This is a genomic window from Mycolicibacterium confluentis (assembly GCF_010729895.1).
Taxonomy (GTDB): Bacteria; Actinomycetota; Actinomycetes; order Mycobacteriales; family Mycobacteriaceae; genus Mycobacterium; species Mycobacterium confluentis.
On the sequence record NZ_AP022612.1, the window covers coordinates 3,855,883 to 3,870,562 of the forward strand.

A 14,680-nucleotide genomic window follows, 5' to 3' on the forward strand; every position below is an offset into this window, starting at 1 on the left:
CTGCGGAAACCCGGTGCCCTTGAATGACGAAAGGCAGCAACCTGACGGTCACTGCCTGGGCTCCGGGGGAATGCGTGCGTTAGTGCTGCGCTTTGTCGGCTCCGCCCGGAGCCTCCATAAAGCGCCAATAGCTGGCACACACACCGATGTTCACGGCGTCCAGGTTATACCGGCATTCGACGACGGCCAAACCGGCACCTGTGAGGGGTCACGGTATCGGCGTTGCCCACGGCTCCACGTTCGACATGGCTGTGGCCACAGGATCTCCGGAGAAAATAGCGTTCAGCCCCAGGAAGGGTGTCATCACAATGTTTGCTGATGCAGCCGCAGGGGCGCGGATTGCGATAGCTCGAGCCGCGGTCGAACCCGACGAGGAGGGCTTCCTGTCCGACATGCATGCCAACGGGTTCACAGGGCATCGCGCGTCCTCGTCGCCCGCGCTTTCGCCCAGTCGGGCGTGCGCTTGTCGATGAATGCCTGAACGCCCTCGAGTGCGCTGGGCTCCATCATGTTGCAGGCCATGGCGGCGCCAGCATCCGCATAGGCGGCGGCCATACCGACCTCGATCTGCCGGTAGAACAACGTCTTGCCCATGGCGATGGCGACCGCGGGCTTGGCGACGATGCTTGCCACCAGCGTCTCGATCTCGTCGTCCAACGCGTCGGCCGCAACCACCCTGTTGACCAGTCCCGACACCTTGGCCTGTTCAGCGGAAACGAAGTCACCAGTGACCAGCATCTCGAAAGCAGTCTTGCGCGGAACGTTTCGTGACAGAGCGACACCGGGCGTCGCGCAGAACAGTCCGGCATTGACGCCGCTGACCGCGAAGCGCGCGTCGTGGCTCGCGACAGCGAGATCGCACATCGCGACCAGTTGGCAGCCCGCGGCCGTCGCGAGACCGTGGACTCGCGCGATGACGGGCACCGGCAGTCGCTGGATCGACAGCATCACGGCGGTGCACTGGGCGAACAGGCGCTCGTAGTACTCGAGCGAGGGCTCGGCCCGCATCTCCTTGAGGTCATGGCCGGCGCAGAACGCCTTCCCCGACGCTCCGAGCACGACGACGCGCACCGTCGGATCCTCGGCCAGTGCGTCGAAGGCCTCACCGAGCGCCGACAACATCGCTTCAGACAGGGCATTGAAGGCCTGGGGGCGGTTCAACGTCAACGTGACCACGCCACGATCGTCACGGCGTTGCAGCAGCAGTGGGTCCATGACCGACGGACGCTAGCACCGACCGTCAGCCGCTAGATGCACACATAGCCCGTGACATAACCGTACGGACCGGTGGCGCCGACGCAGGCATCGATTCCGTTGACCCAGCCCGGCCCCCAGTTCCCGTGTCCGTGTCCGCGCCCGGGCCCGGGGCCCCAGTCATCCCCACCGTGATGGGGCTTCTGGGGAAAATCGATGCCGGGAGCGTTCGGAGCGGCGACGGCCACGCTGGCCCCCATCAGGCCTCCGGCGCTCAGACCGACTGCCAGAACCGCTATCGCGAGTGTGTCTTTGAGCTTCATCTCACTTCACCTCGATGCAGTCGAGCCTACTGCGGGATCGAGCCCATTGACACCCCCGTCGCTCAGCGATTCTGCGATGACGAGGCCGCGGAATCCGCGGCGAGGGCGAAGACCTTGGTCACGCCCGACTTCCCCTTCAGCCCGTGGGCACCCCGGTCCACCAGTTCGCGCGGTCGCGTGTTCAGGGCGTCGACGGTCTGCCCGGTCAGCAGTATCGCGTCACCGGTGGCCTTGGTCAGTTGCTCGACGCGAGCCGCCACATTGACCGCATCACCGATCAACGTGAACTCCAACTTGCCCGCCCCACCGATCGTGCCGGCGATCACCACACCGGTGTTGATCCCGATCCCGACCCGAATCCCACCCTTGAACCACTCCTGCACCAGACGCACAATCTCCACCGCCGACCGCAGGGCCGCATCGGCATGACCCACAAGATCATTCGGCGCGCCGAACACCGCCAACGCCCCATCACCGAGGAACTTGTTCACATGCCCGCCAGCCTCCACCACCGCGGGCACCACGATCTCAAACAACGCATTCAACCGAGCCACCGCGTCCTCGGCAGTGGTGGCCTCGGCCCACGGCGTGAAATCCCTTATGTCGACGAACATCACCGTCACCTCCCGACGCTCCCCGGTGAACACGTCGTCGCTCTGTTCCAGCAACCGCGCCGCCAACACCGGATCCACATACGTCCCGAACGCCGCCTGAAGCCGTTGCCGCTCAGCCAAACCCGCCTGCATCCGGTTGAACGAGCCCGCCAGCGCGCCGAGATCGTCATCCTGCACCACCGGCAGGCGTTGGCTGTAATCCCCGGCAGCGACACGCTCAGTGCCTTCGGCGAGATCGCTGATCGGTTGCAGCAGAGGCGAGTACGCCGCCCACAGCGACGGCCCGATGACCAGCACCAGTGCACCGCCGAGCGCGACAGCGAGTCCCGGACCGTGCCTGGCCACGTCGAACACGGCTCCCAGAATCGCGCCCGCCACGGCGAACGCGAACCCGACCGCGAGGATGGCGACGTTGGTCCAGGTGGCGAATGTCGGGCGCGAGCGAGGCAGGACGTCGCCGAACTCCGCACTCGAGGCAATTGCCGCCCTGGCCGGTCGCAGCGTCGCTTCGACGATGCTGTGCAGAGTGATCAGCTGGCCGGCAGTCCCGGCAATCGCACCCAGGATCGCGTACTGAATGAGACGCCAGCCGCTCGCCCCGGCGATCATCCCGACGCCGACAAAGAGCGCCGCGACCCAGACCACGGTGACGACCACGCCCCGCGCTATCAAGCTCCGGCCATAGCTGTAGGTGGCGCGCAATGCGCTCTCCCCGTCGACGTCGTCGCCGGCGGCCCACCGCTCGACGACGCGGACAGCCTTTCCGCCGGGAAGCGCCACGACATACAGGTACGCCGCCACGCCGGCCACGGTCACCGCAGCCGCCTCGACGTAGCGATCAGAGCGCTCGAACGCGACGATGCCCAACGACCAAGCGAGATAGACCGGCAGCGCCAGCGACCACATGACCGCCCAGCACGCCCACGAGTAACTGGCCTTATACCGATCCCACGTCCATTGCCACATGCGATCCATGCCAATCAACGAAACACCCCCGGCGGTCACACCGGGGGTGTTTCGGGGGTCGGTGTCAGAGCATGTCGTCGGTCACACGACGACCGGACTGCGTCGGCCTGATCCACTGTGTGAGGTCGTACCCCTGCCGTGTCGCCTCTGCGAGGTAAGCCGCCTCGGTGGCGTCGTCGACCTGAGGTTCTCGGGCCAGCAGCCACAGGTTCTTGCGGTCGGGGGTGCCGACCAGAGCCACCGAGTAGTCCTCGTCCAGCTTGAGCACCCAGTAGTCGCCCTTGGTGAACGGGATCCACCGCAGCAGTTCCGGCAGGAACGACACCTGCAGCCGGCCAGCCCTGCCCGGCACCGTGGTGGCCCGGGCGAGCGCCTGAGACGGCGCGCCCTTCTTGTCGAGGCACCGGTTGTCTACGCGCACACTCCCGTCGTCCTGGACCGTGTATTCGGCGGTGATGTCGGAGGCTTCGGCCTGCTCCCAGCGCAACGGAAGCCGGCCGATCTCGTACCACAGCCCGCTGTAGCGGTTGAGGTCCAGAGCGTCGACGGAGGTGACGGCGGACTGACTCATGAAAACTTCTCCTTGTCGTGACATGGACTTGTCGTGAAATGGACGGCGTCAGCGACTCGTGGCCGCGTCGAGGCCGAAGACCCGAACCGGAGTCGACTTGCCCTTGAGCACATGCGACCCCCGATCGATGAGGCCCGAGGGACGAGCGGCCAGCCCGTCGACGCAGCGGTCGGTGAGCAGGATCGCGTCCCCGGTGGTCTTGGTCATCTGCTCCACCCGAGCCGCCACGTTGACCGCGTCACCGATCAACGTGAACTCCAGTTTGCCGCCGCCACCGATGGTGCCCGCGATCACCACCCCGGTGTTGATGCCGATCCCCACCCGAAGCCCACCGGCGAACCGCGCCGTCACCAGACCCTGAATCCGCACCGCCACCCGCACCGCCGCATCCGCGTGGCTCACAAGGTCATTCGGCGCACCGAACACCGCCAGCGCACCGTCACCGAGAAACTTGTTCACGTGCCCGCCGGCCTCGACCACCGCGGGCACCACGATCTCGAACAACGCATTCAACCGCGCCACCGCATCTTCAGCAGCGTTGGCCTCCGCCCACGGGGTGAAGTCGCGGATGTCGACGAACATCACCGTCACCTCACGACGCTCACCGATGAACACGTCATCACCCTGCTCCAGCAGCCGCGCCGCCAACCCCGGATCCACATACGTCCCAAACGCGGCCTGAAGACGTTGCCGCTCAGCCAAACCCGCCTGCATCCGATTGAACGACGCCACCAGGACACCCAAGTCGTCATCCTGCACCACCGGCAGACGCCGCGAATAGTCACCCCGCAGCAACACGCTTCGTCCCCTCAGCCAGATCCCGAATCGGCTGCAGGGAGGGCGCAAAGGCGGCCCCTACTGTGATGGGAAAGCCGAAGATCACTGTCAGCACGAGGCCGACGAGAATCCACAACAGCGGCGCCTCAACGGTGCCGACGAAGATCGTGGTCAGGATGGCCCCGGAGAACGCGAACGACATCGCGGCAGCGAGCATCGACAACCTGGTCCAGGTCGCAAAGGAAGGGCGCGGGCGGGGCAACGCGTCTCCGTGATCCGTCAAGTCAGCGAGCGCGATGCGGACCGGTCGCATGGGTGCCTCCGCCAGGGTGTGCACACCCACCAGGTGTGATGCGAAGCCCGCGACACAACCCGCCAAGGCGTAGTGAACGAGCCGAGACCCAGATTGGCCCGCAAGACTGGCGACCACGAGCAGCAGTAACCCGGCCCCGACGACGATTGTCGCCAACGATCTGCCGATCACTCGCCGCGAGTAGGTGTAGGTCTCTTCGAGCACTTGTGCCGTATCGATGACACAGCCCTTGGACCACTCCCGTAACGACCTCCACACACCCTGTCCTGGCAGGATCACCACGTAGGCGACCATCAGCACAACGATGCCGGCTGCGAAGGCCGCTGAGGAATATCCCCGGGAGTGCTCGGACGCCACGACTGCGAACGACAAGAAGAGGTAGATCGGCAGTGCTGCGACAAAGGCCACCGCCATCCAAGCCCATGAGTACACCGCCTGATGGCGATCCCACGCCCACTGCAGGATGCGATCCATCCCAACCTCAGCCTTCTGCTGGACTGAGGCGGCAAACCGTCACCGGCTCCGACGTGCCCGTCACCGCGTGTGCAGTCAGCCGGTGCTCGATCGTTCTCCCGACGTGCGCCATTCAGCCCCCCTCGCCTCTAGCGGACTTCCAGTGTTCACCTCTGGGGTGTCGTGTGCCGTCGAATGTGCAGCCTCTGGTGCCGAAACGCAGATTTTGCGCGAAAGGCTGCACATTCGATGCAGCCCGAGGACGAAAACACCCCCGGTCCAACAAGGACCGGGGGTGTCTCGGGATGCTACGAACTAGTGAGCGTGACCGTGATGGCCGTGCCCGTGACCGTCGTCATCAGCCTCGACCGGCTTCTCGACGATAGCCGTCTCGGTGGTGAGCACCATGCGGGCCACCGAGGCGGCGTTGAGCACTGCCGAGCGGGTCACCTTGACCGGGTCGATGACACCGTCGGCCACCAGGTCGCCGTACTGCAGCGTCGCGGCGTTGAAGCCGTGGTTCGCGGGCAGTTCGCCGACCTTGTTGACCACGACGGAGCCGTCGAGACCAGCGTTGGTCGCGATCCAGAACAACGGAGCGGTCAGAGCGGTGGCGAACACGTCGACACCGACAGCCTCGTCACCAGACAGCGATGACCGCAGATCGGCCAGCACCTTGCGGGCCTGGACCAGGGCGGAACCGCCGCCGGCCACGATGCCCTCCTCGACCGCGGCCTTGGCCGCAGCGACCGCGTCTTCGACACGGTGCTTGCGCTCCTTGAGCGCGGTCTCGGTGGCGGCGCCGACCTTGATGACGGCAACGCCGCCGGCCAGCTTGGCCAGGCGCTCCTGCAGCTTCTCCCGGTCCCAGTCGGAGTCGGTGGTCTCGATCTCGGCACGCAGCTGCGCCACGCGGCCCTTGACGGCCTCGTCGGTGCCGCCGCCGTCGACGATCACGGTGTCGTCCTTGCTGACGACGACCCGCCGCGCGGTGCCGAGCACGTCGAGGCCGGCCTCTCGGAGCACCAGGCCGACGTCGGGGTTGACCACCTGCGCGCCGGTGACGATCGCGAGATCCTCGAGGAACGCCTTGCGACGATCGCCGAAGAACGGAGCCTTGACCGCAACGGCCTTGAGCGTCTTGCGGATCGCGTTGACCACGAGCGTGGACAGCGCCTCACCCTCGACGTCCTCGGCGACGATCAGCAGCGGCTTGCCCGACTCCGCGACCTTCTCCAGCAGCGGAAGCAGATCCGGCAGCGAGCTGATCTTGTCGCGGTGCAGCAGCACCAGCGCGTCCTCGAGGACGGCTTCCTGCGAGTCGAAGTCGGTGACGAAGTAGGCCGACAGGAAGCCCTTGTCGAAGCCGACGCCGTCGGTGACCTCGAGCTCGGTGTTCAGCGTGGAGGACTCCTCGATGCTGACAACGCCGTCGGTGCCGACCTTGGTCATGGCCTCGCCGACCAGTTCGCCGACCTCTTCGTCACGCGAGGAGACGGTGGCGACCTGGGCGATCGAGGTCTTGCCCTCGACCGGCGTGGACGCCGCGAGCAGCGCCTCAGAGACGGCGTCTGCGGCCTTGCCGATGCCCAAACCGAGGGCGATCGGGTTGGCGCCGGCAGCGACGTTGCGCAGACCGGCCTTGATGATCGCCTGGGCGAGCACGGTAGCGGTGGTGGTGCCGTCACCGGCGACATCGTTGGTCTTGGTGGCGACGGACTTGACCAGCTGAGCGCCCAGGTTCTCGAACGGATCCTCCAGATCGATATCCCGGGCGATGGTCACGCCGTCGTTGGTGACGGTGGGGCCGCCGAACGCCTTGGCCAGCACCACATGCCGGCCGCGCGGGCCCAGGGTGACCTTGACCGCGTTGGCGAGCTTGTCGACGCCGACCTCCATGGCGCGACGCGCGGTTTCGTTGAATTCAATCTGCTTGCTCATAAATGTCTTTCGCTAGGACGAGCACCGCCCCGGGCATCACCCGCATGTGAGCGCGGGGACGACCGGGGCGGAACACGAGTCGCTTACTTGGAGACGACAGCCAGCACGTCGCGAGCCGACAGGATCAGGTACTCCTCGCCGTTGTACTTGATCTCGGTGCCGCCGTACTTGCTGTAGATGACCACGTCGCCCTCGGACACGTCCAGGGGAATCCGCTTCTCGCCATCCTCATCCCAGCGGCCGGGGCCAACTGCGACGACGGTGCCTTCTTGCGGCTTCTCCTTGGCGGTGTCGGGGATGACCAGACCGGACGCGGTCGTGGTCTCGGCCTCGTTGGCCTGAACGAGGATCTTGTCCTCGAGTGGCTTGATGTTCACGCTCGCCACGATTGGAGCCCCTTCACTTATAGGTGTGTGTTTTCGGCAGTGGTCCGTGCCCTCGCGCCGTCGTCGCGGGTGCCGACACCAGAGCGGGTCCGACTGCCGTCTAGCACTCTATACATGAGAGTGCTAGCGCTCAAGAGTGGGATGCGCTTGGTTGATGCCTGATCGCCACGAGCGAAACCAGCTCGTCAAGGAGTTTGCAGGCTCCGCGTCGGCGGATTTTGTCGGTGGGCCGTGGGAGTATAGAACACATGTTCGATCAGATGCTTCCGGGTCCCGAGGTGTTGGGTGACCTCGACGACGCTGCACTGATCGACGCCCTTCAGGGTTGGGATCGCGCGGTCAACGCCGCCGAGGCCCGCCGACTGGCTGTGGTCGCCGAGATGGGCCGCCGCAGCCAGAAGTACTCCCACTTGACGCGGTGTGCCGTCGATGACTGGGATGCGGTCACCGCGCAGATCTCGTGTGCGTTGAACATGGGGCACGGGCGGGCCGAGACGCTGCTCGACACTGCGGTGCTGCTGCGGGATCGCTACCCGCAGATCGCGGCACTGTTCATGGCCGGGCGGATCGGGGCGCGCACGGTGGCGCTGATCGAGGACCGCACCCGCCTGGTCGACGCCGCCACCGCGGCCGAACTGGATGCGGTGTTCGCCGCCGATGCCGAAGACTGGGAGGCGCTGTCCTGGTACAAGCTGGAGCAGGCCATCGACACCTGGATCCAGCGCCACGACCCAGCCGCGGTGCGCCGGGCGCGCCGCACCCTGCGTTCCCGGTATTTCACCGTCGGAGACCCTGTCAACGACGAACCCGGCGCCACCCATGTGCGCGGCCGACTCGACACCGTCAACGCCCAGCTGTTCGACCAGCGGCTCAAAGTGATGATCACCGGGGTGTGCCCGGACGATCCCCGCACCCTGGATCAACTCCGCTCCGACGCCATCGGGGCCCTCGGTGCCGGGGTATGGCACCTGGCCTGCCGCTGCGGCAACCCCGACTGCGCCGCCACCGCCCCGGACGCGGCCGCCACCAGCGTCGTCGTGCACATCGTCACCGACACCGGGGTGCTGGCCGAACCCGTCGACCCCGAACTCGACGGCCCAACCCCCGAACCCGACGCCGACGGCAACTCAGACACTGACCCCGGCGACACCGACGAGTCGACGGACGATTCAGAGGAGCCGGATGAGCAGCCCGGGGAGGAACCCCTGGCGCCCGCCGCGTCCGCCCGCCGGTCGCCCGGAGTCATCCCCGGCATTCGCAACGGCGTTGTCCCCGCACCGCTGCTGGCCGGCTTGATCGCCCAGGGCGCCCACGTCCGGTTCGTCGGCATGCCCGACACCGCCCCCGAACCGCGGTACCGACCCTCGACGGCGCTGCAGCGGTTCGTCCGCGCCCGGGATCTGACGTGCCGGTGGCCCGGCTGCGACAAACCCGCCGAGGCCGCCGACATCGACCACACCACTCCCTGGCCGGCAGGGGCCACGCATCCGTCGAACACCAAATGCAACTGCCGCCACCACCACCTGGTCAAAACCTTCGTCGACGGCTTCACCGACCAACAGTCCCCCGACGGCACCGTCGTGCTCACCACCCCCACGGGGCATCGCTACACCACCGCACCGTTCGGGGCGTTCCTGTTCCCCGGCCTGCGCACCGACACCGGCCCAGCGCCCTCGGGGCCACCGAACCCGTCCCACCCCGGCAAGCTGTTGATGATGCCCGCGCGCAAACAGACCCGCGCCCAAACCCGCCAACACCGCATCAACACTGAGCGCAGACTCAACGAAACCGAACTCGCCGAACGAGCTCAGCCACCGCCGTTCTGATCCGGCATCTCACTCCTGAGTGAACTGCCGCGGATCGATCAGCAGATGGTCGGACACATCGCCGAGCATCTCAATCACCACGGTGCGCGCGGTGAAATACCAATCATCGCCATCGCGCGAGAACGTGTCGGCATACCGACCCACGACTATGGGCTGCAAAGGCACCATCGAAGTCTGCTGCACCACACAGAAAGTCGACCGCGCCGAAGCCACGTCGCCGTCGACCTCGACGATGGGATTGAGCACCAGGTGCCGGGTGCGCGGGGTGTTCCCGAACTCGGGAAAGCGCCGGGTCGTGCCGGCGAACAGGTCCGCGATGGACTGCGCCCCCGCCACACCCATGAATGAACCGCGCCCCAAAAGCACACCGACGCCGTCAAAGTCACCGGCGTCGATCAACTCGGCATAGCGGTACAGCAGATCGGTGATGGCCATCCGATCGGCCACCACCGCGCTCATGCGACCTGGCTCCGAACGACGGGCAGGCCGGGATCGCTGGCCACTCCCAGCGGCGACGCGGGCGCACCGGCGGCCACCAGATGTGCGGCGAACGAGGCGATCATCGCCCCATTGTCGGTGCAAAGCCGGGCCCTGGGCACCCGAAGTGTGATACCGGCTGCGGCGCAACGCTCTTCGGCCAGCTCACGCAGCCGCGAGTTCGCGGCCACACCGCCGGCGATGATCAGTGTCGAGACACCCAGGTCGGTCGCGGCGCGCACGGCCTTGCGGGTCAGCACATCGGCGACGGCCTCCTGGAAACCCGCGGCGACATCGGCAGGCCGGGCATCGGGATGGCGTTCCATATGACGCGCGACGGCGGTCTTGAGGCCCGAGAAACTGAACGCGTAGGGATCATCGCGCGGTCCGGTCATCCCGCGCGGAAACACGATGGCGTCCCGGTCACCGGTGCGCGCAAGCTCATCGAGCACCTTGCCGCCCGGATACCCCAACCCCAGCAACCGCGCCACTTTGTCGTACGCCTCCCCCGCGGCGTCATCGACGGTGGTGCCCAATTCGACGATGGGCTCACCCAACGACCGCACATGCAGCAGGTGAGTGTGCCCGCCGGACACCAGCAGTCCCACGCTCTCGGGCAACGGGCCGTGGTCATAGACGTCGGCGGCCAGATGGCCACCCAGGTGGTTGACGGCGTAGAACGGCACATCCCAGGCCGCCGCGTAGGCCTTGGCCGCGGCGACACCGACGAGCAGCGCACCGGCCAACCCGGGGCCGATCGTCGCCGCCACCACATCAGGACGCGAGACACCCGCCGTCTCCAGAGCGCGCCGCATGGTCGGGCCCAGCGCCTCGAGGTGTGCACGCGACGCGATCTCGGGCACCACTCCGCCGAACCGCGAGTGCTCGTCGACGCTGGAGGCCACCTCGTCGGCCAACAGCGTCACGGTGCCATCGGCGCCCAGGCGTGCAATGCCGACACCGGTTTCGTCACAAGAACTTTCGATCGCCAGGATGACGGTCATGCGGAACCTCCCAGGTCCAGACGCATCGTGTAGGCGTCGGCGCCGCTGCCCGGGTAGTACCGCTTGCGCAGTCCGATCGTGGCGAAGCCGACACTCTCGTACAGGGCGATCGCCGCGACGTTGTCCGTGCGGACCTCCAGGAACACCGACCCGTCGCCGGCGAAGGCCAGCAGATCATCGAGCAGCCTGCGACCGATCCCCCGCCCATGAAAAGCCGGGTCGACGCCGATGGTGTGCACCTCATGCTCGAACGGCGGGGTCCGGCCCAGACGAGAGATACCCGCGTAGCCCACCAGCACACCGTCGATCCGGGCGGCGACATAGTGATTGTGGTCAGACTCCAACGTCTGCCGGAATGCCTTGGCGGGCCAGGGATCATCGCCCGCGAAAAGCTGCGCCTCCAACTGCGCGCACCGATCGGCGTCGCGGAACTTCAGCGACTCGATCGCGACGGCCTCGGTCTGCCCCGTCATGCCAACCCGCGTTCGGCCAATGTCTTGGCATCGGGTCGGCGCAGATACAGCGGAACCAGAGGCTCGGGCTCGGAATCCCAATCCCGCACCGCGGCAACCAGACCCAGCGATGACGGATACTCCGGCCCGATGACCTCGCCCGGGAACAGCGCGGCCTGGGCGGGTGTACCGGCCACCGTAGTCACACCGTCGATCGGTACATCGGCGGGTGCCGCGACATCGGGACCGTCCACGCGCAGGCCATCGCGGTACCGCGCCCAGTAGACCTCTTTACGGCGCGCGTCGGTGACCACCAGCACGTCGCGGGAGATCTGTGCGCCGATGCCGTCCAGGCTGCACACCCCGAACACCGGGATCGACAGCGCATGCCCGTAGGCCGCGGCGGTCGCCATCCCGACCCGCAGGCCCGTGAACGGCCCCGGACCGCAGCCCACCACCACCGCACCGAGATCCGACATCGACAGCTGCGCATCGGCAAGGGCGCCAAGCACATTGGGTGTCAGCCTTTCCGCGTGCGCGCGAGGATCAACGGTCACCCGCTCACCGAGCAGCACCGCGTCACCCGCACCGCGCGACACGATGCCCGCGGTGACTGCGGGTGTTGCCGTGTCGATCACCAGGACCACAGCCGTCACGTCGCACTCCAAGTCCAGGTCGCGGTGCGCACCTCGGAGTCGGAGGCGCGGTCCAACCGAATGTCGAGGTGATGGTCGGAAAGCCGTTCGGCCAGGCCCTCACCCCATTCGACGACCACCACGGCATCGTCGAGGTCGGTGTCGAGATCCAGCGAGTCCAACTCGCCGAGCAGGTCGGCGGCGGCATGGTCGAGCAGGCGGTACACGTCGACGTGCACCAGGGCGGGCCTGCCGTCCTGACGGGCCCGGTGCAGGCGGGCCAGCACGAAGGTCGGCGACGTGATCGGGCCGTCGACGTCCATGGCCTCGGCGATGCCCTTGGTCAGCACGGTCTTACCCGCGCCCAGCGGACCGGACAGCACCACCACGTCGCCGGCGCTCAACTGCCCACCGAGTTCACGCCCCAACGCCTGCGTGTCCTCAGCGGTGACCAGAGTCGCGGTCCCCGACCGCGTGGACTCAGCCACGGGGCCGAACCCGTTCACGCAACCGCCGTGTCATGGCCACCAGCCTGCTCGGTGTCGCCCGTTCCACCAAACCGATCAGCGCGGCGTTGATCAGTTCAGGCTGTTCCATCTGCACCAGATGGCCCGCGCCGCCGATGATCAGCAGTTCGGCCTTGGGCAGCACATCGGCCATGTCAGCGGCGTGCTCTGGGGTGGTCAGCACGTCCGCGGACCCGCACGCGATCAACGTCGGCAGCGGTTCCAGCGTGCGCAGTCCCTGCCACTCGTCATGCACTCCGAGTGCGTGCAGGAAGCCCACCATGGTCTTGACCGGCGTCGCGTGGATCATCTCTTCGGCGTAGCGGGCTACGGTCGCACTGACCAGGGCGTCGCCGAAGGACGCGGCCCGCAGGATCGGCGCCAGCACGGCCCGCACCGCGCCGCGCCCGCGGTGCAGCAGGTTCGGGGCGTATCGGGTGGCGAATCTGGCCGCCTCCAGCGCCGGGTTCTGCAGGATCTCGCCCAGCGGCGAGCGCGAAATCCCTTCTCCCGCAGAGGAGATGATCGCGGCGCCGACGATGTGGGTGCCGTACTGCTCGGGGAACTGCCGGGCGTGCGACAGCACCGTCATACCACCCATCGAATGCCCGACCAGGATCACCGATCCGCGCGGAGCCAACAGGGTGATCACCGTCTCGAGGTCCTTGCCGAGTTGTTCGACGGTGTAGGTCTTGTATGACGCGATGCCGGACTGCCCGTGGCCGCGCTGGTCGTAGAAGACCATGCGCACCTGATCACCCCACACCTCGGCCAGCGCGCGGCGCTGAAAGTGAAAGGCGCCCATGTTCATACAGAATCCGTGGGCGAACACCACGGTCACCGCGGCATCGACCGGGCCCACCTCGCGGACGGCGAGGTCGACGCCGTCGGGTGTGGTCACCACGGAACTGCGGTCGCTGGCGAAGACACCGAAATCCTCACCGGCCCAGCGATCCTCGCGGCGCGCCCGGCCAGCGACCGAGCGCGCGGTCGACACGCCGGCGACCGTGCCCACCGTGCCGAGGCCTGCCAGGCCGGCCAGCCACCGGCGTCGTGCCCTCACGCGCGCCCCGCCTGGGTGTAGACGCGGGTGATCCGGCCGCGGGGGCTGGTCACCACCTCGTAGTGGATCGTGCCGATCAGGTCGGCCCACTCGGCGGCCGTCGGCTCACCCGAGGTGCCGGGACCGAACAGGATCGCCCGATCCCCCTCGACCACGTCGACGGCCCCGGGGCCGAGATCAACCAAGAACTGGTCCATGCACACCCGACCCACGCTGGGGCGGCGGATGCCGTTGATCGAGACCTCCATCCGGCCGCCGAGCGCGCGGAACACGCCGTCGGCGTACCCGAGCGGGATCAGCGCGACGGTGGTGTCCCGGTCGGCGATCCAGGTGTGGCTGTAGGAAACCCCGTCACCCGCCCTGATCGGCCTGACCATCACGACCGGCGCCGACAGAGTCATCGCTGGGATCAGGTCGGGGTCGACAAGTCCGGGCACCGGGTTCAGCCCGTACATCGCGATACCCGGACGGACGATGTCGAAGGCAAGGTCAGGCCGTGTCAGCACGGCCGGCGAGTTGGCCAGATGCGCCACCTCGAACTCGACGCCGCCCCGCCGGGCCTGCGCGATCAGGTCGCGGAACCGCTGCGCCTGCAGATCGTTGGTCGGGTGGTCGGGTTCGTCGCCGTGCGCCAGGTGCGACATCAGCCCCCGCACGTGCACCGCACCCTCGGCCTGCGCGCGCGCCAACGCGTCGACCAGATCGGGCAAGTCCGACGCGGCCACGCCGTTGCGGCTCAGGCCGGTGTCGGCCTTGACCGTGATGGACGCGACGACGCCCGCCCGGCGGGCCGCCTCGACGACGTCACCGAGTTGGCGCAGCGACGACACGCCGATCTGCACGTCGGCAGTCAGTGCGGGAGCGAAGTCGGTGCCCTGGGGATGCATCCATGTGAGCACGGGGGCTGTGATTCCCGCCTCACGCAGCGCCAGGGCTTCGGCGACGGTCACGACGCCGAGTTCGGCGGCACCGGCGCGCAGCGCGGCCCGCGCGACCTCGACCGCGCCGTGGCCATAGCCGTCGGCCTTCACGACGGCCATCACCTGCGCCGAGCCGGCGTATTCGCGCAGCGTACGGACGTTGTGTTCGATGGCGCCGAGGTCGATGACCGCGCTCGGGGTCACCACATCGGCGGTTGTGGGCGGGTTCATGTCATGATCACCGCCCTCAAGTGTCCCA

At 67.5% G+C, this 14,680-nt stretch carries 14 protein-coding genes and 1 pseudogene; 1 reads left to right on the plus strand and 14 read right to left on the minus strand.

The window, feature by feature from the left end; translation table 11 throughout:
- Nucleotides 1-408 precede the first annotated feature (408 nt).
- The 7 genes and pseudogenes from G6N34_RS18145 to groES all read right to left on the minus strand — a co-directional run bounded on the left by G6N34_RS18145 (nucleotide 409) and on the right by groES (nucleotide 7,538).
- On the minus strand, nucleotides 409-1,215 hold the full coding sequence (locus G6N34_RS18145; protein ID WP_085149318.1) for an enoyl-CoA hydratase: 807 nt from the start codon (nucleotides 1,213-1,215) through the stop codon (nucleotides 409-411).
- A 32-nt stretch (nucleotides 1,216-1,247) separates the two neighbouring features.
- Nucleotides 1,248-1,517: a hypothetical protein gene (locus G6N34_RS18150; protein WP_085149320.1), complete on the minus strand. Its 270-nt coding sequence runs from the start codon at nucleotides 1,515-1,517 to the stop codon at nucleotides 1,248-1,250.
- Between the two features lie 62 nt (nucleotides 1,518-1,579).
- Nucleotides 1,580-3,106, minus strand: a complete 1,527-nt coding sequence (locus tag G6N34_RS18155) for an adenylate/guanylate cyclase domain-containing protein (RefSeq protein ID WP_085149323.1) — start codon at nucleotides 3,104-3,106, stop codon at nucleotides 1,580-1,582.
- A 55-nt stretch (nucleotides 3,107-3,161) separates the two neighbouring features.
- Nucleotides 3,162-3,668 (minus strand): lipocalin family protein, encoded by a 507-nt coding sequence (locus G6N34_RS18160; RefSeq protein ID WP_085149326.1) that lies wholly within the window; start codon nucleotides 3,666-3,668, stop codon nucleotides 3,162-3,164.
- A 48-nt stretch (nucleotides 3,669-3,716) separates the two neighbouring features.
- A pseudogene (locus G6N34_RS18165) lies at nucleotides 3,717-5,232 on the minus strand (adenylate/guanylate cyclase domain-containing protein).
- A gap of 294 nt (nucleotides 5,233-5,526) precedes the next feature.
- Entirely contained in the window at nucleotides 5,527-7,152 is a 1,626-nt protein-coding gene (groL, locus tag G6N34_RS18170; protein ID WP_085149329.1) for a chaperonin GroEL, read from the minus strand.
- Nucleotides 7,153-7,235: 83 nt separating this feature from the next.
- Nucleotides 7,236-7,538: a co-chaperone GroES gene (gene groES / locus G6N34_RS18175; protein ID WP_003929249.1), complete on the minus strand. Its 303-nt coding sequence runs from the start codon at nucleotides 7,536-7,538 to the stop codon at nucleotides 7,236-7,238.
- Between the two features lie 248 nt (nucleotides 7,539-7,786).
- On the opposite strand from groES, the gene G6N34_RS18180 reads away from it, so the two are divergent.
- Nucleotides 7,787-9,364 carry an HNH endonuclease signature motif containing protein gene (locus tag G6N34_RS18180; protein WP_085149332.1) on the plus strand — a complete coding sequence of 526 codons (1,578 nt, stop codon included), beginning with the start codon at nucleotides 7,787-7,789 and terminating at the stop codon, nucleotides 9,362-9,364.
- Between the two features lie 9 nt (nucleotides 9,365-9,373).
- Here G6N34_RS18180 and G6N34_RS18185 read toward each other — a convergent pair whose 3' ends face one another.
- From G6N34_RS18185 to alr, 7 genes are read right to left on the minus strand one after another with little or no spacing between them, the layout of a single operon-like run.
- Nucleotides 9,374-9,823: a nuclear transport factor 2 family protein gene (locus G6N34_RS18185; RefSeq protein ID WP_085149335.1), complete on the minus strand. Its 450-nt coding sequence runs from the start codon at nucleotides 9,821-9,823 to the stop codon at nucleotides 9,374-9,376.
- On the minus strand, nucleotides 9,820-10,845 hold the full coding sequence (tsaD, locus tag G6N34_RS18190; RefSeq protein ID WP_085149338.1) for a tRNA (adenosine(37)-N6)-threonylcarbamoyltransferase complex transferase subunit TsaD: 1,026 nt from the start codon (nucleotides 10,843-10,845) through the stop codon (nucleotides 9,820-9,822). Before tsaD ends, G6N34_RS18185 begins: the two co-directional genes overlap by 4 nt.
- Nucleotides 10,842-11,318: a ribosomal protein S18-alanine N-acetyltransferase gene (rimI, locus tag G6N34_RS18195; RefSeq protein WP_085149341.1), complete on the minus strand. Its 477-nt coding sequence runs from the start codon at nucleotides 11,316-11,318 to the stop codon at nucleotides 10,842-10,844. The genes tsaD and rimI overlap by 4 nt, the downstream gene beginning before the upstream one ends.
- Nucleotides 11,315-11,953 (minus strand): tRNA (adenosine(37)-N6)-threonylcarbamoyltransferase complex dimerization subunit type 1 TsaB, encoded by a 639-nt coding sequence (gene tsaB, locus G6N34_RS18200; RefSeq protein WP_085149344.1) that lies wholly within the window; start codon nucleotides 11,951-11,953, stop codon nucleotides 11,315-11,317. Before tsaB ends, rimI begins: the two co-directional genes overlap by 4 nt.
- Nucleotides 11,950-12,420, minus strand: coding sequence for a tRNA (adenosine(37)-N6)-threonylcarbamoyltransferase complex ATPase subunit type 1 TsaE (tsaE, locus tag G6N34_RS18205; RefSeq protein ID WP_085150034.1), 471 nt, complete (start codon nucleotides 12,418-12,420; stop codon nucleotides 11,950-11,952). Before tsaE ends, tsaB begins: the two co-directional genes overlap by 4 nt.
- Nucleotides 12,413-13,501 (minus strand): alpha/beta fold hydrolase, encoded by a 1,089-nt coding sequence (locus G6N34_RS18210; protein WP_234812740.1) that lies wholly within the window; start codon nucleotides 13,499-13,501, stop codon nucleotides 12,413-12,415. The genes tsaE and G6N34_RS18210 overlap by 8 nt, the downstream gene beginning before the upstream one ends.
- Nucleotides 13,498-14,652, minus strand: coding sequence for an alanine racemase (gene alr / locus G6N34_RS18215; RefSeq protein ID WP_085149347.1), 1,155 nt, complete (start codon nucleotides 14,650-14,652; stop codon nucleotides 13,498-13,500). Before alr ends, G6N34_RS18210 begins: the two co-directional genes overlap by 4 nt.
- Nucleotides 14,653-14,680: the final 28 nt, after the last annotated feature.

Bases quoted from the DNA above. Each gene is read 5' to 3' on its own strand.
- G6N34_RS18145 (WP_085149318.1), bottom strand. From the start codon at position 1,215: ATGGACCCACTGCTGCTGCAACGCCGTGACGATCGTGGCGTGGTCACG.
- G6N34_RS18150 (WP_085149320.1), bottom strand. From the start codon at position 1,517: ATGAAGCTCAAAGACACACTCGCGATAGCGGTTCTGGCAGTCGGTCTG.
- G6N34_RS18155 (WP_085149323.1), bottom strand. From the start codon at position 3,106: ATGGATCGCATGTGGCAATGGACGTGGGATCGGTATAAGGCCAGTTAC.
- G6N34_RS18160 (WP_085149326.1), bottom strand. From the start codon at position 3,668: ATGAGTCAGTCCGCCGTCACCTCCGTCGACGCTCTGGACCTCAACCGC.
- groL (WP_085149329.1), bottom strand. From the start codon at position 7,152: ATGAGCAAGCAGATTGAATTCAACGAAACCGCGCGTCGCGCCATGGAG.
- G6N34_RS18180 (WP_085149332.1), top strand. From the start codon at position 7,787: ATGTTCGATCAGATGCTTCCGGGTCCCGAGGTGTTGGGTGACCTCGAC.
- G6N34_RS18185 (WP_085149335.1), bottom strand. From the start codon at position 9,823: ATGAGCGCGGTGGTGGCCGATCGGATGGCCATCACCGATCTGCTGTAC.
- tsaD (WP_085149338.1), bottom strand. From the start codon at position 10,845: ATGACCGTCATCCTGGCGATCGAAAGTTCTTGTGACGAAACCGGTGTC.
- rimI (WP_085149341.1), bottom strand. From the start codon at position 11,318: ATGACGGGGCAGACCGAGGCCGTCGCGATCGAGTCGCTGAAGTTCCGC.
- alr (WP_085149347.1), bottom strand. From the start codon at position 14,652: ATGAACCCGCCCACAACCGCCGATGTGGTGACCCCGAGCGCGGTCATC.